This is a genomic window from Streptococcus sp. 68 (genome assembly GCF_013277415.1).
Classification (GTDB): Bacteria; Bacillota; Bacilli; order Lactobacillales; family Streptococcaceae; genus Streptococcus.
Window position 1 is genome coordinate 97,132 of sequence record NZ_VMMX01000005.1, and the last position, 20,476, is coordinate 117,607.

The following is a 20,476-nucleotide window of genomic DNA, read 5'->3' on the forward strand; positions in this document are numbered from 1 at the left end:
ATCAACTTTTGAGATGCTTGTCAATACTTTTTTCAAATTTTTTCATTTTCACCAACCAGGTTACTCTGAAAGTTCATTTAGATTTTCATCTACTAACTTAGCTCCAAGTGTATTTTTGAAATGACCTAGGGCAAATTGGTGATTTTCAGGCCAGATGGAAGCAACAGCTGGTTGAACAATCTCGATGTCATATCCTAGATTATAGGCATCGATAGCTGTATGCAGGACACAGATATCCGTCAAGACACCTGTTAAGATAACGGTAGACACTCTACGCTCTCTCAAACGAATATCTAGGTCAGTCCCTGAAAAAGCTGAGTAATGGCGTTTATCCATCCAAAAGACACGACTGTCTGAACCATGCTCTTGATAAAAGATCCCCAAATCTCCATATAAATTCCGTCCGCTCGTCCCAATCAGATTATGAGGAGGGAATAGTTTACTTTCTGGATGGAAACAATCATTTTCCTCGTGCGCATCAATGGTAAAGAAGATGTAATCTCCTCTTTCAAAAGCCAATCGAGTCACCTTGCTAATGGCTTCCGAAATAGCTTGAGCTGGAGCACCTGCTGTCAGCTTCCCACTATCAGCAACAAAATCTTCTGTATAATCAATCGAAATTAAAGCATTTGTCATTAGTAATCTCTTTTCTTCACTTCTTCAAAAATATCTGAAATCAAGACCTTAAGATAGGTTCCCTTCATTCCAAGTGAGCGACTTTCAATAATCCCCGCAGACTCAAGTTTACGAAGGGCATTAACAATCACAGAACGAGTGATTCCGATACGATCTGCAATCACTGACGCAGTCAACTGCCCTTCATTTCCATTTAATTCCCCTAAAATTGCTGAAACAGCACGGAGTTCGGAGTAAGAAAGGGTATTAACCGCCATGGTAACAGCAGTACGGCGACGGATATTTTTCTCATCTTCTTCACGCTGGAAGTTAAGAAGCTGAATCCCAACAACGGTACTGGCAATCTCAACAAGAATCAAGTCCTCGTCTTCGAATTTTTTATCATTGCGCCAAATAATCAAAGAACCAAGGCGAATCCCCGATACATGAATCGGTGCAATAGTCGTCAAGCCATCTGGAAAATCATCTCTACTCTCAACAGGGAAAATACTCATATCATGCTCAACAGGCAAGTTTGCTTCTGTTTCGTAAATCATATTAGCCCCTTGAACGTAGTCATCTGGGAAAATCTTAGTTTGGAAGAATTGCTCTACGCGATCTGTATTTGTTTTATAACGCATGAAATAGCCAAGCAGACGTCCCTTACTATTGATAATGCAGGCATTGCAATGAATAATATCCGCTAACTGACGCGTAATAGCGTTGTAAGGAAGCTCATCCTGCAACTGCTCCTCTGAGCGCTTCAAAATTGATGTAATCTTTCTTGTTTTTTCTAATAAATGTGCCATTTTTCACCTCGAATTTAATCGCTATCATTATAACATAAAAACTTCTCTTTTTCAATAATTATCTGAAAATTCCTTATTTAATTGCAATTTGAAAAAACAAGAATATTTTTAATTAAATTGCTTCTTTTCTATTGACAAGCCCCCTATTTTTGTGTATTATAACATTATAAAAAGATAATACACTGATTTTATTTATACTCAATGAAAATCAAAGAGCAAACTAGGAAACTAGCCGCAGGCTGCTCAAAGCACTACTTTGAGGTTGCAGATAGAACTGACGAAGTCAGTAACATATACCTACGGCAAGGCGACGTTGACGAGATTTTCGAAGAGTATTATCTTTTTTCACCCTTGGTCTCCTTATATAAAAAAGCGATTCATTTTGAACCGCTTTTTCCTATTTATCGCCCTTGTTACGAATCACAAAGCCTGTTTGCTTTTCACTTGAAGTATTGCGTGGTTTTTTATTATCCTTACGGTAACGTCTGTCTTTATCAAAACGATCATTGCCACGACTTCCTTTTTTGAAATCATCACGGCGACCACCACGACGGTTGTCTCCTCGGCGATTATCACGACGGTCATCTCCACGACGACCTCCCTTAGCTTTACCACCGAAGCCATTACCTGATGGTTTAAATGGCAGTGGTTTTTCACGCGCAATCTCCACTTCTGGAAGGCTATCCGGATCTTGAACAGTCAGACTCAAGATATACATTGCCAATTCTTCTGGAGTAAATTCGGCAGCTAGCTTACGAGCATCCTTACCAAATTTCTCAAAGTTAGCACGGATAGTCTCATCTGCAAAATCACGTTCAATTTTCTTGAGAGCTACCTGTTTTTTTGCTTGGAAGGCTTCTTCTGCACTTGCAGGCTTGAGACCTTTCATGCGTTTCTTGGTCAAGTTTTCAATGATTTGGAGGTAGCCCATTTCATTTGGTGATACGAAAGTAATAGACTGACCTGACTTACCAGCACGACCTGTACGACCGATACGGTGAACATAACTTTCAGGATCTTGTGGAATATCGTAGTTATAGACATGGGTCACACCTGAAATATCCAAGCCACGCGCTGCAACGTCCGTCGCAACCAAAACATCAAGATTGCCATTTTTAAAGTCACGAAGGACACGCAGACGTTTGTTTTGGTCTAGGTCACCATGAATTCCTTCTGCACGGAAGCCACGGATTTTCAGACCACGAGTCAATTCATCCACACGGCGCTTGGTACGACCAAATACGATAGCAAGCTCAGGTTGCTCCACATCCATGAGACGAGTCATGGTGTCAAATTTTTCTTGTTCTTTAACTCGGATATAGTACTGGTCAACCAATTCTGTTGTCAATTCCTTAGCAGCAATCTTCACATGCTCAGGTTCTTTCATAAACTGAACACCGATACGTTTGATGGCATCTGGCATAGTTGCTGAGAAGAGTAGAGTTTGACGGTTTTCAGGGACACGCGAGATGATGGCTTCAATATCTTCAAGGAAGCCCATGTTGAGCATTTCATCCGCTTCATCAAGGATGAGCGTTTCAATATCTTGTAATTTCAAGGCCTTGCGTTTAATCAAGTCCAAGAGGCGACCAGGAGTTCCCACCACGATATGGGCACCAGATTTAAGAGCCTTAATTTGTTTTTCAATGCTCGATCCGCCATATACTGAGCGGACTTTGACTCCCTTGCTACGACCAAAACGGAACAATTCCTCTTGACTTTGGACAGCTAGTTCACGTGTTGGAGCGATAACCAAGGCTTGGATAGTCGCTTCTTCTGTACGGATTTTTTCAAGGGTAGGCAAGCCAAAAGCTGCGGTTTTCCCTGTACCAGTCTGAGCTTGACCGATAACGTCCTTGCCTTCAAGGGCCAAGGGAATAGTTTGTTCTTGGATCGGACTGGCTTCTACAAAACCAGCTTTTTCAATCTCTGCTAACAAATCAGCAGACAAGTTTAATTCATTAAATTTCACGTTATTCTTCTTTCTAAAGGTGGTGCGAAGCCACCCTATAGGGCTTAGTGTATACTTTTCTTTTTATGACGTATTTTCATATACTGGATATAAAATCGTGTTGCTTCTTTTCCACAAAAGAAAAGTACTGTTTTCTTTGCAACCTATCTAGTATAACACAAGACTAGAGCAAAAGATAGCCCAATTTCTCTAGAAAATCATGTAAGCGGTTTTTGGCTTTCCTTTTTGATTGAACGACCTAAATAATAAGACAAAGCCAAGGCGATACTATATAAAATGATAAAAACGAACAAGGTTTGTGTGTAAGAATGAGCCATTTTATAAGTCTCTGCTAATAAAATAGGTCCTGCTAAACCAGCCATTGCCCAAGCTGTTAAAATATAACCATGCAGAGCGGCCAATTCCTTGGTTCCAAAAATATCACTGAGATAAGCTGGAATCAATGAAAAACCAGCTCCATAGCAAGTCATCAAAATAGACATAGCGACTACAAATAAAACGGAATCTGTAAAGAGCCAAAGTGAGAGAGAAAAGAAAAGATTGACAAGCAGTAATATACTAAAGGTTAGAGGGCGACCGATATAGTCAGACAAACTCGCCCAGAGCAAGCGACCAAATCCATTGAAAATCCCCAAAATACCCACCATTACTGCTGCATGACTGGTAGACAAGCCAGCCATCTCCTGTGCCATTGGCGATGCCGCTGAAATTAATCCTAAACCACAAGCTATATTGATAAAGAAAATAATCCAAAGTATATAAAACCGATTGCTTTTTAGAGCCTGATTTGCAGCCATTCCTTGCGTCAAAGAGGCTGTTTTTTCTTTCCCTGAAACAGATAAAATTGCAAGCTCTTGCTCATTTGGACGCTGAATGAATTGTGAAGCTAGGAGCATGATAATAAAGTAACTTGCACCTAAAATATAAAAAGTTTCTACAAGCCCTACCCCTGCGATGAGATGTTGCGCTATGGGACTAGTCAATAAAGAAGCAAAGCCAAACCCCATAATCGCTAAACCTGTTGCGAGACCACGTTTATCAGGAAACCATTTTATAATCGTTGACACAGGGGTAATGTAGCCTGCTCCCAAACCAAGCCCACCTAAAATACCATAAGCGAGATACAACAACCACAGCTCCTGACGGTCTATTGCAAATCCTGTTAATATATTTCCACCTGCGTATAGAAAAGCAGATAGACTCCCCATGACTCTCGGACCAAATTTTTCTACCAAACGCCCCATGAATGCAGCTGATAAGCCCAAACAAAAGATTGCTAGACTAAAGGCGAAGGCAACAGAAGCCTGATCCCATCCCGTTTTTTCAATAATAGGGTTACGATAAACACTCCAAGCATAAGTCGAACCCAGCATTAAGTGTAAAATGACCCCAGCAAAGGCAATAATATAACGATTCGATTTCATAAAACCTCCTATTTTCGAACATTTATTCTATCTTATATAAAAATAGATAGGATTTTAGTTTATCAAGCTTGTCAAAAAATTACTAGTTTTTTGTCTGGAAAGCGTTTTTATCTTTTTCTGTCTTTTTCGTAGCAGAATTGTGCAAAAGTTTTTTTCTTGTGCTAGAATGAAATGCGAATAGGAGGAACTCTAAATGTTAACTTATGATTTAATCGTTATCGGATTTGGTAAAGCTGGTAAAACACTAGCAGGTAAATTGGCTTCAGCTGGTAAAAAAGTTGCCCTCATTGAACGTAGCAAAGCTATGTACGGTGGAACTTGTATCAACATTGGTTGTATCCCAACTAAAACTTTGCTAGTTGCTGCTGAAAAAGACTTGTCTTTTGAAGAAGTCATTGCTACCAAAAACACTATCACTGGTCGCCTCAACGGTAAAAACTATGCGACTGTTGCTGGTACTGGCGTCGATATCTTTGATGCGGAAGCTCACTTCCTTTCAAATAAAGTCATCGAAATCCAAGCTGGTGATGAAAAGAAAGAACTGACTGCTGAAACAATCGTCATCAACACTGGTGCTGTTTCAAACGTCTTGCCAATTCCTGGACTTGCTACAAGCAAGAATGTCTTTGACTCAACAGGTATCCAAAATTTGGACAAATTACCTGAAAAACTTGGAGTCCTTGGTGGTGGAAATATCGGTCTTGAATTTGCCGGCCTTTACAACAAACTTGGAAGCAAGGTTACAGTCCTAGATGCCTTGGATACATTCCTACCTCGTGCAGAACCTTCCATCGCAGCTCTTGCTAAACAATACATGGAAGAAGACGGTATTGAATTACTTCAAAACATCCGTACTACTGAAATCAAAAACGACGGTGACCAAGTGCTTGTCGTGACTGAAAACGAAACTTACCGTTTCGATGCCCTTCTCTACGCAACTGGACGTAAACCAAACGTAGAACCACTTCAACTTGAAAATACAGATATTGAACTAACTGAACGTGGTGCTATTAAAGTAGACAAACATTGTCAAACAAACGTTCCTGGTGTCTTTGCAGTTGGAGATGTCAACGGTGGCCTTCAATTTACTTACATTTCACTTGATGACTTCCGTGTTGTTTACAGCTACCTTGCTGGAGATGGCAGCTACACACTTGAAGACCGTCTCAATGTGCCAAATACTATGTTCATCACACCTGCACTTTCACAAGTTGGTTTGACTGAAAGCCAAGCAGCTGATTTGAAACTTCCATACGCTGTTAAGGAAATCCCCGTTGCAGCAATGCCTCGTGGTCACGTAAACGGAGACCTTCGTGGAGCCTTCAAAGCTGTTGTCAATACTGAAACCAAAGAAATTCTTGGAGCAAGCATCTTCTCAGAAGGTTCTCAAGAAATCATCAACATCATCACTGTTGCGATGGACAACAAGATTCCTTACACTTACTTCACAAAACAAATCTTCACTCACCCAACCTTGGCTGAGAACTTGAATGACTTGTTTGCGATTTAAGTTGAGATTCAATCGTATCGAACAGCCCTCTTTGGGCTGTTTTTGCTTCTACGAAACACCAAATCTGTCTTTTCCCTCTTTTGTGATATAATAGAAACATGAACTTAAAAACTACTTTGGGCCTCCTAGCTGGGCGTTCTTCCCACTTCATTTTAAGCCGTCTTGGCCGTGGAAGTACGCTCCCAGGAAAAGTCGCCCTTCAATTTGATAAAGATATTTTACAAAACCTAGCTAAGAACTACGAGATTGTCGTGGTCACTGGAACAAATGGAAAAACCTTGACAACTGCCCTCACTGTCGGCATTTTAAAAGAGGTTTATGGTCAAGTTCTAACCAACCCAAGCGGTGCCAACATGATCACAGGGATTGCAACAACTTTCCTGACTGCCAAATCTTCTAAAACTGGGAAAAATATTGCCGTCTTAGAAATTGATGAAGCCAGTCTATCTCGTATCTGCGACTACATCCAGCCAAGTCTCTTCGTCATTACCAATATCTTCCGTGACCAGATGGACCGTTTCGGTGAAATCTATACTACCTATAACATGATATTGGATGCCATTCGAAAAGTTCCAACTGCCACTGTTCTTCTCAATGGTGACAGCCCACTTTTCTACAAACCATCTTTCCCAAATCCTATACAGTATTTTGGTTTTGACTTGGAGAAAGGGCCAGCCCAACTGGCTCACTACAATACCGAAGGGATTCTCTGCCCTGACTGTCAAAGCATCCTCAAATATGAGCATAATACCTATGCAAACTTGGGTGCCTATATCTGTGAAGGCTGCGGATGTAAACGTCCTAAGCTCGACTATCGCTTGACAGAACTAGTTGAGTTGACCAACAATCGCTCTCGCTTTGTCATTGACGGACAAGAATACGGTATTCAAATCGGTGGTCTCTACAATATCTATAACGCCCTAGCTGCGGTTGCCATCGCCCGTTTTCTCGGTGCAGATTCGCAACTCATCAAGCAAGGATTTGATAAGAGCCGTGCAGTCTTTGGACGCCAGGAAACCTTCCATATCGGGGATAAGGAATGTACCCTTGTCTTGATTAAAAATCCAGTCGGTGCGACCCAAGCTATCGAGATGATTAAACTAGCACCTTATCCATTTAGTCTATCTGTTCTTCTTAATGCCAACTATGCAGACGGTATTGATACCAGCTGGATCTGGGATGCTGATTTTGAACAAATCACTGAGATGGACATCCCTGAAATCAACGCTGGCGGTGTTCGCCATTCTGAAATTGCACGTCGTCTACGAGTAACAGGCTATCCAGCTGAGAAAATCACTGAAACAAGTAGTCTGGAACAAGTTCTTAAGACCATTGAGAACCAAGACTGCAAGCATGCTTATATTCTAGCTACCTATACTGCTATGCTGGAATTCCGGGAATTGCTGGCTAGTCGTCAGATTGTTAGAAAGGAGATGAACTAATGGTTTATACTTCACTTTCCTCAAAAGCTGGTAATTACCCCTATCAGATTAACATTGCCCACCTCTACGGAAACCTCATGAATACCTATGGGGACAATGGAAACATCCTCATGCTCAAGTATGTGGCTGAAAAACTGGGAGCCCATGTGACCGTTGACATCGTTTCACTCCATGATGACTTTGACGAAAATCATTACGACATTGCCTTTTTTGGTGGTGGTCAAGACTTTGAACAAAGTATTATTGCAGACGACCTACCTGCCAAAAAAGAAAGCATTGACAACTACATCCAAAACGACGGTGTGGTTCTGGCTATCTGCGGTGGTTTCCAACTATTGGGGCAATATTATGTTGAAGCTTCAGGGAGACGTATCGAAGGACTAGGGGTCATGGGCCACTACACCCTCAACCAGACCAATAACCGTTTTATCGGTGACATCAAGATTCACAATGAAGATTTCGATGAAACCTACTATGGTTTTGAAAATCATCAGGGCCGTACCTTCCTCTCTGATGACCAAAAACCACTGGGACAGGTAGTCTATGGAAATGGAAACAATGAAGAAAAAGTCGGCGAAGGTGTTCATTATAAGAATGTCTTTGGTTCCTACTTTCACGGGCCTATCCTCTCTCGTAATGCCAATCTAGCTTATCGCCTAGTCACTACAGCCCTCAAGAAGAAATATGGTCAGGACATCCAACTCCCTGCCTATGAGGACATTCTCAGCCAAGAAATCGCTGAGGAATACAGCGACGTCAAAAGCAAAGCTGACTTTTCTTAAACAAAGGAAAATGATATCAAAGAACTCCGTTATTTGTCGGAGTTCTTTTTGTCTGTTCTTTTACCCTTCTCCCTTGCATTTTCTCTCATTTTTTGCCAAAATAGAGGGGTAGAAAGAAGGTAGCATATGTCTAAATTACAACAAATCGTAACATATCTTGAATCAGAAAAACTAGACGTCGCTGTCGTATCTGACCCCGTCACAATCAATTACCTCACTGGCTTTTACAGTGATCCCCATGAACGCCAAATGTTCCTTTTTGTCCTAGCAGATCAGGAACCCCTCCTCTTTGTCCCAGCCCTTGAAGTTGAGCGTGCTACTAGCACTGTTTCCTTCCCAGTTGTGGGCTATGTGGATTCTGAAAATCCATGGCAAAAAATGAAACATGCTCTTCCACAACTTGATTTCAAACGTGTCGCTGTTGAGTTTGACAATCTCATCTTGACCAAATATCATGGCTTGAAAATAGTCTTTGAAACTGCTGAGTTTGAAAACCTCACTCCTCGTATCCAACGCATGCGCCTCATCAAATCAGCTGATGAAGTGCAAAAAATGATGGTTGCAGGTCTCTATGCGGACAAGGCTGTTAAGGTTGGTTTTGACAATATTTCTCTTGATAAGACTGAGACAGATATTATTGCCCAAATTGACTTTGCCATGAAACGTGAAGGTTATGAAATGAGCTTTGATACCATGGTCTTGACTGGTGATAATGCTGCAAATCCACACGGTATTCCAGCAGCTAACAAAGTTGAAAATGATGCTCTTCTCCTCTTTGACCTGGGTGTTCTAGTCAACGGCTATGCGTCAGATATGACTCGTACAGTCGCAGTCGGCAAACCTGACCAATTCAAGAAAGATATTTACAACTTGACCCTTGAAGCCCAACAAGCTGCTCTTGACTTTATCAAGCCGGGTGTGACTGCCCATGAAGTGGACCGCGCTGCCCGTGAGGTCATTGAAAAAGCTGGTTACGGCGAGTACTTCAACCACCGTCTTGGTCACGGTATCGGTATGGATGTCCATGAATTCCCATCTATCATGGAAGGAAACGACATGATTATCGAAGAAGGCATGTGCTTCTCTGTTGAACCAGGTATCTATATCCCTGGTAAAGTCGGTGTCCGTATCGAAGACTGCGGTGCTGTTACCAAGGACGGCTTTGACCTCTTTACAAGCACCAGCAAAGACCTGCTTTATTTTGATTAAAATTTTTCAAAAATCTTCCCACAATAAAACGCATACTATCAAGGTTTTCAACACCTGATACTATGCGTTTTTTCTAATTCTTAGGACTTTTGACTCAGCCTCTTTACTTAATCTTCTTGATACTTTGACTAAGAATAAATCCTACAATCATCCCTACCATATTTTGCATGAAATTTGGTAGGATTTCTGGTAGAGCTGCTGCCCAGCCATTCATCAATGTAGAGCCCAAGGCGTAACCCCCTACCATGGCAATCGTTGCTAAGATAAGGCCTAACCACTGAGTTTTTCCTTTAAATCCTGCGAAAAATCCCTGCAAGCCATGGTTGACCAAACTAAAGAACATCCACTGAGGATAGCCTGATAAGAGGTCAATCAAGAAACCTGCTAGTCCTCCGACTACAGCCCCTTCACGACTACCAAAGTAGAAGGCCGTAAAGAAGACACCCGCATCTAAAAGAGTTAGAATACCTGTCGGCGTTGGGATTTTTAAGAAATAACCTAGAACCACAGAGAGGGCGGTTAATAGGGATACAAGGGCGATTTTAGTTGTTTTGGTTTGCTTCATATTGTCTTACTCCATACTGATCTGCTTGTGCAATGGCACGGTAAACGAAAGCCTTAGAGCTTTCTACTGCTGATAAAAGTTCATCACCTTTAACCAAGTGACTGGCAATGCTAGAGGCAAAGGTACAACCTGCACCAGCATTTTGCCCTTGGATGACAGGATTTTCTAGGACTGTAAAGTTTTGTCCGTCATAAAAGACATCTACAGCCTTGTCCTGACTAAGTCGATTGCCTCCCTTGATAATGACTGCTGGCGCTCCTAATTCATGCAATTTCTGCGCTGCAGTTTTCATGTCTTCCAAGGTTTTAATTTCCTGATCAGCTAATAATTCTGCTTCAGGAAGATTAGGCGTAATCACACTGACATAAGGGAAAAAGCGAATCAACTCTTGGCAGAGTTCACTGACAGCTACATCATGCGTTTCCTTGCAGACCAAGACAGGGTCCAATACCACAGGCACTCCTGGGCGTTTCTTGATAAAGTCCAATGCCTTCTCAGCCACACTGACAGTAGGGAGAAGACCAATCTTAATTCCCCCAAACTCCACATCACGCAAGCTATCCAATTCATGTTGAAAAATGGTATCGTCAGTTGGAAAGACTTCAAATCCTTTTTCTGTCAAGGCTGTCAAACAAGTCACTGCTACAAAGCCATGCAAGCCGTTCAAGGTATAGGTAGCCAAATCAGCGGACAATCCACCACCACTAAAAATATCATTTCCTGAAAGTGCTAAAATACGATTATTCTTCATAACGAATCTCCTTTAAATACAAACCATTAGGTGCTGCAGTGGGACCTGCAAGTTGCCTGTCCTTCTTCTCCAAGATGAGGTCAATCTGCTCTACTAGCATGCGGTTATTGCCAATTTTGAGTAGCGTCCCCACCATATTGCGAATCTGTTTATACAAGAAACCATTTCCTGAAAAGGTAAAAGTCAAAAACTGGCCTGTCTCATCAACCCTAAGACTGGCTTCTGTAATAGTGCGAACCTTATCCTCTACACTAGTCCCAGAGGCTGTAAAGCCAGTGAAATCATGGGTTCCTTCTAGCTTTTTGACGGCCTCCTGCATCCTCTCCACATCAAGTGGGTAAGGGAAGTGGGTGGCATAGTGACGGCGCATCGGATTTTTGGGACGTCCTCTATCCACGATAAACTCATAGGTCTTGCTATGCTTGGCATAACGACAATGAAAATCATCCGCCACAAGCTCAATTGAAATCACATCAATATCTTCAGGAGACTGAGTGTCCAAAGCAAAACGGAGCTTCTCCTCATCCATCTGATAAGGTAGGTCAAAATGAATAACCTGTCCCAAAGCATGAACCCCACTATCAGTCCTACCAGCACCGTGAACAGTGATGGCTTTCCCCTTATTCAATCTAGTCAAGGTTTTTTCAATTTCTTCCTGAACGCTACGCGCATGAGGCTGGCGCTGAAAACCAGCAAAGGCGTAACCATCATAGGAAATAGTTGCTTTATATCTCGTCATAACTTCTATTTTATCAAGAAATTAATCTGTAGACAAGGTTCTAAAATAAATATTGTCTGGGTACAAAAAACTCAAAAGAAAAACCTAGGAAACCAATCCTAAGCTCTCTTTTGGAGTAGGTACATGACAAAGATAGAGGTTACAATTAACCAAGATCCTAAGATAGCAAAGACCAACATCCCATTGTGAGTTAGTAAGCCAATTGCACCTAGAATAAATGGGGTTGTAAAAGCTCCGAAACTACAGCCTAATACAGCAAATGAAGTTGCTTGATTGAGGAGTTTAGCTGGAATTCGTTCAGAGACAAGTTGAAAGACCGTCGTCAAGGCTACACTGTAGGCAAAACCAGCCAGAATACTCCCTGCCACTACCACCCACAAGGATGGAGACAAGGCAATCACAATTTGCCCTAAGCCAAAGGTAATACCAGACCAGAGGAGCAACTTTTCCTTAAAGATAGAAATCAAAAAAGAAAAACTCACACCAGCCACAATCCCAATTAACTGCATGACACTAAGAACAAAACTAGATAACTGGGCATCTCCAAGTCCTCTTTCCACCATCAAACTTGGAATACGGATGGTAATAGCCGTATTGGTACAAACTACCACTGCTGCTTCTATAGCTAGGGTAAAAATCAAGCCTTTCATTTCTCGAGTTAAACGACTTGCTTCCTTCGTTTTTTTCTTGACTTCTTTCTTTTCTTTTCCATAAGGTACAAAGAGCAAATAAAGGGTCAGCACCAAAAATCCAGCACTATAGGCTAGGAAGGTAGCTGTCCAACCAAAGGCCAACAACTGACCGACTGCCAAGGTGATGAGAGAAGCCCCAACAACCTCTGCAGAACCACGTAGCCCTAACATCTGAATTCGCGTTTTTCCTTGATAGCGTTCACTGATAATGGAAATGGCCTTGGCATTGATCATCCCAAGACCCAAGCCAAAAAGAATCCGTGTTCCAAAGACAAAAGGATAGGCTTGATACCAAAAGGGTGCTATTCCACTCAGTGATAAAATCAGCAATCCCAAACTAATCTGTAATCGCTCAGGAAATATTTTTTCTAAGAAACCATTTAGTAGTAACATCATCATGATTCCAAAGGAAGGCAAGCTCGCCAAGAGCTCAATTTGTTCCTTAGGATAACCTTGATAATAGTCAAACATGGCTGGCAGGGCACTCGAGATGGAAAAGGAGGTAATCAAAACGAGGGAGAGAGCCAAAATACTGGCCCGTTCTAAAAATTGTTTCATGAAATCTCTTTCTATATTTCTCTTAATCTTCTACTTTTTTGATCGTTATCAAACAAGCAAGAAAAGAAGAAGTCCCATTGGTATACAGACTCCTTCTTAAACTCGAAAATGAATCCCTTGTGTCTTAGGATGACTTTCTCTTGATTTGCTTAATAAAGTAGAAGATAAATCCTGCTACCATATAGGCAACAAAGATAATCAGACACCACTTAAACACAACATCCCAACCCTTGTTCACATTCAAAAAGAAGTAAGGGAAAGGATTATCCTTGGCATTTGGAATATTGAGTTTTAAAACCAAGCCATTAAAAAGAGCAAACATCATATACAGCAAGGGTAAAATGGTCCACACAATTGGATCCCAAATCTTGTATTGACCCTGTTTGTCAAAAAAGAGGGTATCTGCGAAAAACCAGAGGGGAACGATATAGTGGCAAAGGAAATTTTCTAGGGTATAGAAATTAGTCGCAATAGGCGCTAAGAGGAAATGGTAAATCACACAGGTAATCATGATACTCATGGTGACCCCACCTTTTAAGCGCAAGAGACTTGGTCTTTGCCAGTTTTCACCTACACGGCTCATAACCTTTAGAAGATAAAGGGTAAAAATAGTTACCAAGAGGTTGGACAGAACCGTGTAATAGAGAAGCATCCCAAAACCACCATGCTTGGTAATTTCAAGGTAAACTCCCGTAAAAGCCGCTAGAAACAAGAAGATACGGCTATAAAATACAAGTTTATAGTGTTTTGACATGTTTAAATTTTCTTCACAAACTCTGATTTGAGTTTCATGGCACCGAAGCCATCAATCTTACAGTCGATATTGTGGTCGCCTTCTACGATGCGAATATTTTTCACGCGCGTCCCTTGTTTCAAATCTTTTGGCGCACCTTTTACCTTCAAGTCCTTGATGAGAGTTACTGTATCACCGTCAGCCAATTTATTTCCATTGGCATCGATAGCAACAAGACCCTCTTCTACATCTGCAACTTCAGCAGGATTCCACTCATAAGCACACTCTGGGCAAACCAGTAGGGCACCGTCTTCGTAGACATACTCTGAGTTACATTTTGGGCAATTTGGTAGGTTGTTCATGGTTTCTCCTTATCATCATTCGCTATTCTTTGAAAATCAAAATTTCTCGAACAGCAACTATTATACCCTAAAATCAGCATTTTGACAAATTTAGAAAAAAACCGATATCTATCTATCGGCTTTTCTACATTTACATTCTTTTTTTAGCTTCTGCTTTGATTTTTTCAACTACTTCTTGAATGTTCAAACCAGTTGTATCAAGGTAGACAGCATCCTCTGCTTGTTTGAGAGGCGAAGTCTCACGATGACTATCCTTGTAGTCACGCGCAGCAATTTCCTCTTTTAGAGTTTCAAGGTCTGTTTCAATTCCCTTGGCAACATTTTCCTTGTAACGACGCTCTGCTCTCTCATCAACAGAAGCTACTAGGAAAATTTTTAATTCTGCTTGTGGCAATACAACAGTCCCAATATCGCGACCGTCCATGACAATCCCGCCTTGTTGGGCAATTTCTTGTTGGAGAGAAACCAGTTTCTCACGCACTTGAGGAATTGCTGCAATAGCAGAAACATGATTGGTCACCTCATTTTCACGGATAGGGTGGGTAATATCCACATCCCCTACAAAGACAAGCTGTTCTCCAGTTTCTGAACGTCCAAAACTGATTGGATGCTGGTCCAACAAGGCTAGAAGGGCTTCGACTTCTTCTACTCCTAACTGGTTTTGGAGAGCCATGTAGGTCGTTGCACGATACATGGCACCTGTATCTAGGTAGGTGTATCCAAAGTCCTTGGCAATAATTTTTGCGACCGTACTCTTACCACTTGAAGCAGGACCGTCAATAGCAATTTGAATTGTTTTCATATCGGCTCCTATTTTATTTTTATAACATCACCTGGATTAGCAAACCAAGATCCTGTAGCCATGTGCCCAGGATTTAAGGCCTCTAACTGAGCAATGGAGATTCCTGCACGAGCGGCAATGGCTGCTTCCCCTTCTCCAGCTAAGACTTTTGTCGTCCCTTCTGGATCTGTAGCTTCCTCCGAGTGTTCAGAAGAAGATTCTGAACTCTGCTCAGGCTGGGAACTGCTTGAAGATGAGACTTGTACTACACTTGTATCAGAATCATGAAAATCTTTCAAGGCTGCTGTGCGATTACTCCCACCCGATGATAGATAGATGAGAACAATAATCATCACTACCACAATTACAAAGAAAATACTAGCTAAGATCGTCAAGACACGATTGGCCACTACATCTCTGCCTTGAGTTCTCTTACGACGCTCTGCTCTTGATTCTTCTTGATCATAAATATCTTCTTGCCACGGTTCTTTTTCCATACCCTACTCCTTGTTTTTTTTTACGTTTCTTATTACAATATAAATATGAACATGAAAATCACACTTATACCTGAACGATGTATCGCCTGTGGGCTTTGCCAAACTTATTCTGATTTATTTGATTACCACGATAATGGAATCGTGCGTTTTTACGATGACCCTGACCAACTAGAAAAAGAAATTTCTCCTAGCCAGGATGTCTTAGAGGCTGTTAAAAATTGCCCAACTCGCGCCCTGATTAGCAATCAGGAAGCCTAAATCAATAGCGATAATCCACTTCCTCTAGTTTAGCACATTTCCATGTAAAATTATAGTCTTTTCACTTTATTTTTTTCTGTAAAATCAGGAAGGTCACTTTTTTCTTTGATCAGATAAAGTGGTCTTTTTTTAGTCTCCAAATAAATTTTACTGATGTACTTGCCGAGAATCCCAATGGTCAAGAGTTGAATGCCTCCAAGAAAGAGAATGACAGCCATCAGAGAGGTCCAACCTGATGTCGGATTGCCCAAAATGAGGGTCCGAACCACAACAAAAAAGGTCATCAGTAGAGAAATAAAACAAGATAGGAGACCAGCTACAAAGGCTATAGTCAACGGGAAATCTGAAAAATTAACAATCCCTTCAATGGAGTAGAAAAAGAGTTGCCTAAAACTCCAACTGGTCTTGCCAGCCTTCCTTTCGACATTTGGATAGTCCAGATAGTGGGTTTTAAAGCCGACCCAGGCAAAAAGTCCCTTCGAAAAACGATTGGACTCAGTCAAGCTTAAAATGGCATCGACCACAGACCTTCTCATCATGCGAAAATCACGAACACCTGACGGCAGGGCTACTGGACTGATTTTTTTCATGAAGCCGTAAAAGAGATCAGCACAGAAACTGCGAAAGAAGGGTTCTCCCTCCCGACTGGTTCTGCGTGTTCCTACACAGTCTAAATCTGCATTCTGGTCTAGTAAGGCTTTCATCTCAAGCAACATACTAGGAGGATCTTGGAGATCTGCATCCATCACCACCACCAAATCTCCGGTTGCATATTGCAAGCCTGCATATAGAGCAGCTTCTTTGCCAAAATTTCGCGAGAAAGAAATATAATGAACTGCCGGATTTTGTTCTCGATAGGCCTTTAAGAGTCTCAAGGTCCCATCACTTGATCCATCATCGACAAAAACATACTCGATTTCTGTTTCCAAATCTGGAAGTAAAGCTTCCAAAGCCTGATAAAAAAGAGGAAGTACTTCCTCTTCGTTTAAACAGGGGACAATGATTGACATCACCATCTTAGTCTTCAAATCCATTTGGATGCTTGCTTTGCCAACGCCATGCGTCTTCACACATTTGGGTGATGCCGAGTTCTGCTTCCCAGCCGAGTTCTGCTTTGGCTTTTGCAGGATCTGAATAGCAGGCTGCGATATCCCCTGGGCGACGTTCTACAATGCGGTAAGGAATTGGACGTCCCACTGCTTTTTCCATGTTTTGGATAATTTCTAGAACAGAATAGCCTTTACCAGTTCCAAGGTTATAAACATTTAGACCTGAACCTTTTTGAATTTTTTTCAGAGCTGCAACGTGACCTTTAGCCAAATCGACAACATGGATATAGTCACGAACACCTGTTCCATCTTCCGTATCGTAATCATCTCCAAACACTTGCACTTGCTCTAGTTTACCAACGGCTACTTGAGTCACATATGGCAAGAGATTGTTTGGAATACCGTTTGGATTTTCTCCCAAATCTCCACTCTCATGGGCTCCGATTGGGTTAAAGTAACGAAGCAAGACCACATTCCATTCTGAGTCTGCTTTGTAAATATCCGTCAAAATTTCCTCTAGCATAAGCTTGGTGCGGCCATATGGGTTGGTCACTGAAAGTGGGAAATCTTCCAAGATTGGCACTGTATGCGGATCTCCGTAAACTGTCGCAGAAGAACTGAAAATAATGTTTTTACAGTTGTTTTCTTCCATGACCTTCAAAAGACTAACAGTTCCAGCGATATTGTTGTCATAGTAGGCAAGAGGGATACGGGTTGATTCGCCAACAGCCTTCAAACCAGCAAAGTGAATGACCCCTGTTGGTTCTTCTTGTTTGAAAATATCTCTGAGAGTATCAGTATCACGAATATCTGCCCCATAAAACGGAATTTCAACTCCTGTGATTCTTTCAACAACTTCTAAACTTTTTCTGTTACTATTCACAAGGTTATCCACCACAACAACCTGATGACCTGCTTGGATTAACTCAATAACTGTGTGGGTTCCGATAAAACCTGCTCCACCCGTTACCAAAATCTTTTCTTGCATCTTTTTTCCTCGATTCTCGGATCATTTTTTCTTATTTTACCATTTTTGATAGGGAATGTCATTTGCCATCCTAGAGGGGAGGCTAAAATTTCAGTAAAATTCTTATTTGCTTTTTACTCGTTTGACATAGTTTTCAATTGGGTAGTTTGCTGGGTCTAAGGTCATTTCCCTGCTTTGGACCAGTTGGGCTAGGTGGTAACCAATGATAGGACCAGTTGTGAGGCCTGATGAACCTAGTCCACTAGCAGCATAGACACCTGCTAAGCCAGGTACTTGCCCAAAGAAAGGTGAGAAATCACTGGTATAGGCACGGATTCCCACACGCTCAGCCCTTGAAGTCGCTACTGCCAAGACTGGATAGTGAGGCAAGGCTGCCTCCTCCATTTTCTGGAGTAAGGTTTCATCTACCGTCAAATCAAATCCCATGTCATTTTCATGAGTAGCACCTAGGGATAATTTCCCACCTGCAAAAGGAATCAAATCCCACTCCCCTTCTGGCATAACAACAGGGGAATCTTCCATGTCTTGGGCAAGTTGATAATCTCGGAGTTGCCCCTTTTGGGGACGAACATCTACTTCATAACCTAAAGGCTCTAACAGGTGTCCCAACCAAGCTCCCGTTGCCAAAATAACCTGATCAAACACCTCTTCGCCAATCTGGTAACCTGATGCTAAAGGTGTCAGAGTTACTTTTTCTTTGACCAGCTTGACCTGACTGGCTTCTAGCAAACGAGTCACTAAGAGTTGGCCATCTACTCTCGCTCCACCAGAAGCATAGAGCAGGTGGTCAAATCCCTGTAAGCTAGGGAATAATTCATTAGCTGATGCTTGGTCTAGAATGGCTAATTGCCCTATCAAAGGAGATTCTTCTCTACGCTGGAGGGCTAGTTGATAGAGTTCTTCCAACTTAGTTTCATCCTTTTTCAGGAGAAAGACTCCCGAACGCTGGTAAAAGTCAATTTCTTGCCCCGACTTTTCTAAATCAGCCAACAAATCCACATAAAAATCAGCCCCCAAGCGCGCCATTTTGTACCAGGCTTTATTGCGGCGTTTGGAAAACCAAGGACTGATAATTCCTGCTGCGGCCTTGGTAGCTTGACCTTGTCCATGGTCAAAAACGGTCACCTCTAGGTCACTTTCTTTCGAGAGGTAGTAGGCAACTGTGGCTCCCACAATTCCTGCTCCGATAATAGCAACTTTTTTCATTGTTTTCACTTTCTAACTAGATATGGTGGAAAGGATTGGTCGATGCTTGACTAGGTACAATATCGATTGTCCAGCCTTTTTCCTCTTTCCATTGACTAAGAAGCTCTGCAATTTTTTCCACAAAAAGCACTTCAATATAGTGACCTGGGTCCAATGCTAGCAAGCCATCAGACAACATATCCTGGGCAGTGTGGTAGTAAATATCACCAGTGATATAGACATCCGCTCCTTTAGCTAAAGCATCCTTATAGAAAGACTGCCCGCTACCACCACAGATGGCCACTCTTGAAATAGACTTCTGCAAATCACTCTCTTGATAATGCAGCAATCGAAGACTATCTAAACCAAAGACTTTCTTGACATTCTGGGCCAATTCCCCAAATGTCTTAGGCTGAATATTTCCAATACGACCAATTCCACGCTCAGGACCTGTTTCCTGCAAATAAGTCGTTTCCTTGATACCTAGCATCTGACAGAACCAATCATTGAGGCCATTTTCAACGATGTCAATATTGGTATGGCTGACATAAACTGCGATGTCATGCTTGATCAGATCAATGTAAATCTGATTTTGTGGACGGCTAGCTACCAAATCCTTGATGGGACGAAAAATCGGCGCGTGCTTGACAATAATCAAGTCCACACCCTTTTCAATAGCTTCAGCCACCGTTTCTTCACGAATGTCGAGAACAACCATGACCCTTTGGATATCCTTGTCCAAAGTACCAATTTGCAGACCACGACTATCCCCCTCCATAGAAAATTCTTGCGGACAAAAGTCTTCATAACGTTTAATGACTTCACTTGCTTGCATGGAGAACCTCCTTGATAGCTTGAATTTTATCTACTAGAACTTGACGTTCCTCCAGATTTTTTTCTGGGATTTGTCCGAGGGCAAACTCTAGCTTAATAGCTTCTTTTTGCCATTTTTGGACAAAGACTGGACTAACTTCTTTGGACAAAAAAGGACCAAAGCGAACATCACTGGCTGATAGCTTCATTTGTCCTGCTTCCACCACCAAAATCTCGTAAAACTTGCCAGCTTCTGCTAGGATGCTTTCGGCTACAATCTGAAACCCATTCTCTTGTAGCCAGATACGCAAGTCGTCTTCACGATTATTAGGTTGGAGGATTAACCGCTCTACATTAGCTAACTTGTCCAAGCCTTCTTCTAAAATCCTAGCAATCAAACGACCACCCATACCAGCAATGGTAATGACAGACACTTGGTCTGCCTCTTCAAAAGCTGCCAAGCCATTTGCTAAACGGACTTGAATTTTCTCCTTTAACCCGTGACTTTCAACATTTTTAACCGCGGACTGGTAGGGACCTTCCACCACCTCACCCGCAATGGCACTTTCGATTTGTCCTCTTTCGACTAACTCGATAGGCAGATAAGCATGGTCACTTCCCACATCGAGTAAAATGGCTCCCTGTGGCACAAAGGAAGCCACTAATTCTAATCTCTTTGAAATCATTTTCTCTCTCTTTCCAAAACTCTATTACCTATTATTATACCACATTTCAGCTGGCA

General features: G+C 41.8%; 22 protein-coding genes. 5 read left to right on the forward strand and 17 right to left on the reverse strand.

Annotated features, from left to right (window positions below):
• Positions 1–60: 60 nt before the first annotated feature.
• The 4 genes from HT720_RS02820 to HT720_RS02835 all read right to left on the reverse strand — a co-directional run bounded on the left by HT720_RS02820 (position 61) and on the right by HT720_RS02835 (position 4,820).
• Positions 61–636: an isochorismatase family cysteine hydrolase gene (locus HT720_RS02820; protein ID WP_173274645.1), complete on the reverse strand. Its 576-nt coding sequence runs from the start codon at positions 634–636 to the stop codon at positions 61–63.
• Positions 636–1,424 carry a GTP-sensing pleiotropic transcriptional regulator CodY gene (codY, locus tag HT720_RS02825; protein ID WP_000940732.1) on the reverse strand — a complete coding sequence of 263 codons (789 nt, stop codon included), beginning with the start codon at positions 1,422–1,424 and terminating at the stop codon, positions 636–638. The genes HT720_RS02820 and codY overlap by 1 nt, the downstream gene beginning before the upstream one ends.
• A 397-nt stretch (positions 1,425–1,821) precedes the next feature.
• Positions 1,822–3,396 (reverse strand): DEAD/DEAH box helicase, encoded by a 1,575-nt coding sequence (locus HT720_RS02830; protein WP_173274646.1) that lies wholly within the window; start codon positions 3,394–3,396, stop codon positions 1,822–1,824.
• Positions 3,397–3,593: 197 nt separating this feature from the next.
• Positions 3,594–4,820 (reverse strand): OFA family MFS transporter, encoded by a 1,227-nt coding sequence (locus HT720_RS02835; protein ID WP_173274647.1) that lies wholly within the window; start codon positions 4,818–4,820, stop codon positions 3,594–3,596.
• Positions 4,821–5,013: 193 nt separating this feature from the next.
• On the opposite strand from HT720_RS02835, the gene HT720_RS02840 reads away from it, so the two are divergent.
• The 4 genes from HT720_RS02840 to HT720_RS02855 all read left to right on the forward strand — a co-directional run bounded on the left by HT720_RS02840 (position 5,014) and on the right by HT720_RS02855 (position 9,763).
• Complete coding sequence (locus tag HT720_RS02840) at positions 5,014–6,330, forward strand: FAD-containing oxidoreductase (RefSeq protein ID WP_125452543.1); 1,317 nt, start codon at positions 5,014–5,016, stop codon at positions 6,328–6,330.
• Between the two features lie 98 nt (positions 6,331–6,428).
• Positions 6,429–7,772: a lipid II isoglutaminyl synthase subunit MurT gene (gene murT, locus HT720_RS02845; protein ID WP_173274648.1), complete on the forward strand. Its 1,344-nt coding sequence runs from the start codon at positions 6,429–6,431 to the stop codon at positions 7,770–7,772.
• Positions 7,772–8,554, forward strand: a complete 783-nt coding sequence (gene gatD, locus HT720_RS02850) for a lipid II isoglutaminyl synthase subunit GatD (RefSeq protein ID WP_173274649.1) — start codon at positions 7,772–7,774, stop codon at positions 8,552–8,554. The genes murT and gatD overlap by 1 nt, the downstream gene beginning before the upstream one ends.
• A 126-nt stretch (positions 8,555–8,680) precedes the next feature.
• On the forward strand, positions 8,681–9,763 hold the full coding sequence (locus tag HT720_RS02855) for a Xaa-Pro peptidase family protein (protein ID WP_173274650.1): 1,083 nt from the start codon (positions 8,681–8,683) through the stop codon (positions 9,761–9,763).
• Positions 9,764–9,866: 103 nt separating this feature from the next.
• Here HT720_RS02855 and HT720_RS02860 read toward each other — a convergent pair whose 3' ends face one another.
• The 8 genes from HT720_RS02860 to HT720_RS02895 all read right to left on the reverse strand — a co-directional run bounded on the left by HT720_RS02860 (position 9,867) and on the right by HT720_RS02895 (position 15,441).
• Complete coding sequence (locus tag HT720_RS02860; RefSeq protein WP_000814989.1) at positions 9,867–10,328, reverse strand: ECF transporter S component; 462 nt, start codon at positions 10,326–10,328, stop codon at positions 9,867–9,869.
• Positions 10,306–11,079, reverse strand: a complete 774-nt coding sequence (locus HT720_RS02865; RefSeq protein ID WP_173274651.1) for a bifunctional hydroxymethylpyrimidine kinase/phosphomethylpyrimidine kinase — start codon at positions 11,077–11,079, stop codon at positions 10,306–10,308. Before HT720_RS02865 ends, HT720_RS02860 begins: the two co-directional genes overlap by 23 nt.
• Positions 11,069–11,818 (reverse strand): tRNA pseudouridine(38-40) synthase TruA, encoded by a 750-nt coding sequence (gene truA, locus HT720_RS02870; protein WP_173274652.1) that lies wholly within the window; start codon positions 11,816–11,818, stop codon positions 11,069–11,071. Before truA ends, HT720_RS02865 begins: the two co-directional genes overlap by 11 nt.
• 98 nt (positions 11,819–11,916) lie before the next feature.
• Positions 11,917–13,068, reverse strand: a complete 1,152-nt coding sequence (locus HT720_RS02875; protein WP_173274653.1) for an MFS transporter — start codon at positions 13,066–13,068, stop codon at positions 11,917–11,919.
• A 124-nt stretch (positions 13,069–13,192) separates the two neighbouring features.
• Positions 13,193–13,822 (reverse strand): Pr6Pr family membrane protein, encoded by a 630-nt coding sequence (locus HT720_RS02880; RefSeq protein WP_173226970.1) that lies wholly within the window; start codon positions 13,820–13,822, stop codon positions 13,193–13,195.
• A gap of 2 nt (positions 13,823–13,824) precedes the next feature.
• Complete coding sequence (locus HT720_RS02885; RefSeq protein WP_001061596.1) at positions 13,825–14,163, reverse strand: zinc ribbon domain-containing protein YjdM; 339 nt, start codon at positions 14,161–14,163, stop codon at positions 13,825–13,827.
• 130 nt (positions 14,164–14,293) lie between these two features.
• Positions 14,294–14,965: a (d)CMP kinase gene (cmk, locus tag HT720_RS02890; protein ID WP_173226968.1), complete on the reverse strand. Its 672-nt coding sequence runs from the start codon at positions 14,963–14,965 to the stop codon at positions 14,294–14,296.
• Between the two features lie 8 nt (positions 14,966–14,973).
• Positions 14,974–15,441, reverse strand: a complete 468-nt coding sequence (locus HT720_RS02895; protein ID WP_173274654.1) for an SAG1386/EF1546 family surface-associated protein — start codon at positions 15,439–15,441, stop codon at positions 14,974–14,976.
• Between the two features lie 51 nt (positions 15,442–15,492).
• On the opposite strand from HT720_RS02895, the gene HT720_RS02900 reads away from it, so the two are divergent.
• Positions 15,493–15,699, forward strand: a complete 207-nt coding sequence (locus HT720_RS02900) for a ferredoxin (protein ID WP_173218573.1) — start codon at positions 15,493–15,495, stop codon at positions 15,697–15,699.
• 50 nt (positions 15,700–15,749) lie between these two features.
• On the opposite strand, the gene HT720_RS02905 is transcribed toward HT720_RS02900, so the two are convergent.
• From HT720_RS02905 to HT720_RS02925, 5 genes are all read right to left on the reverse strand, one after another.
• Positions 15,750–16,715, reverse strand: coding sequence for a glycosyltransferase family 2 protein (locus tag HT720_RS02905; protein WP_173274655.1), 966 nt, complete (start codon positions 16,713–16,715; stop codon positions 15,750–15,752).
• 1 nt (position 16,716) lies between these two features.
• Positions 16,717–17,736, reverse strand: a complete 1,020-nt coding sequence (gene galE, locus HT720_RS02910; RefSeq protein WP_173218569.1) for a UDP-glucose 4-epimerase GalE — start codon at positions 17,734–17,736, stop codon at positions 16,717–16,719.
• Between the two features lie 102 nt (positions 17,737–17,838).
• Positions 17,839–18,942, reverse strand: coding sequence for an FAD-dependent oxidoreductase (locus HT720_RS02915; protein WP_173274656.1), 1,104 nt, complete (start codon positions 18,940–18,942; stop codon positions 17,839–17,841).
• Positions 18,943–18,958: 16 nt separating this feature from the next.
• Complete coding sequence (locus tag HT720_RS02920) at positions 18,959–19,756, reverse strand: Nif3-like dinuclear metal center hexameric protein (RefSeq protein WP_173274657.1); 798 nt, start codon at positions 19,754–19,756, stop codon at positions 18,959–18,961.
• A complete protein-coding gene (locus HT720_RS02925) occupies positions 19,743–20,420 on the reverse strand; it encodes a tRNA (adenine(22)-N(1))-methyltransferase TrmK (protein WP_049512302.1) in 678 nt (225 codons plus the stop codon). Before HT720_RS02925 ends, HT720_RS02920 begins: the two co-directional genes overlap by 14 nt.
• Positions 20,421–20,476: the final 56 nt, after the last annotated feature.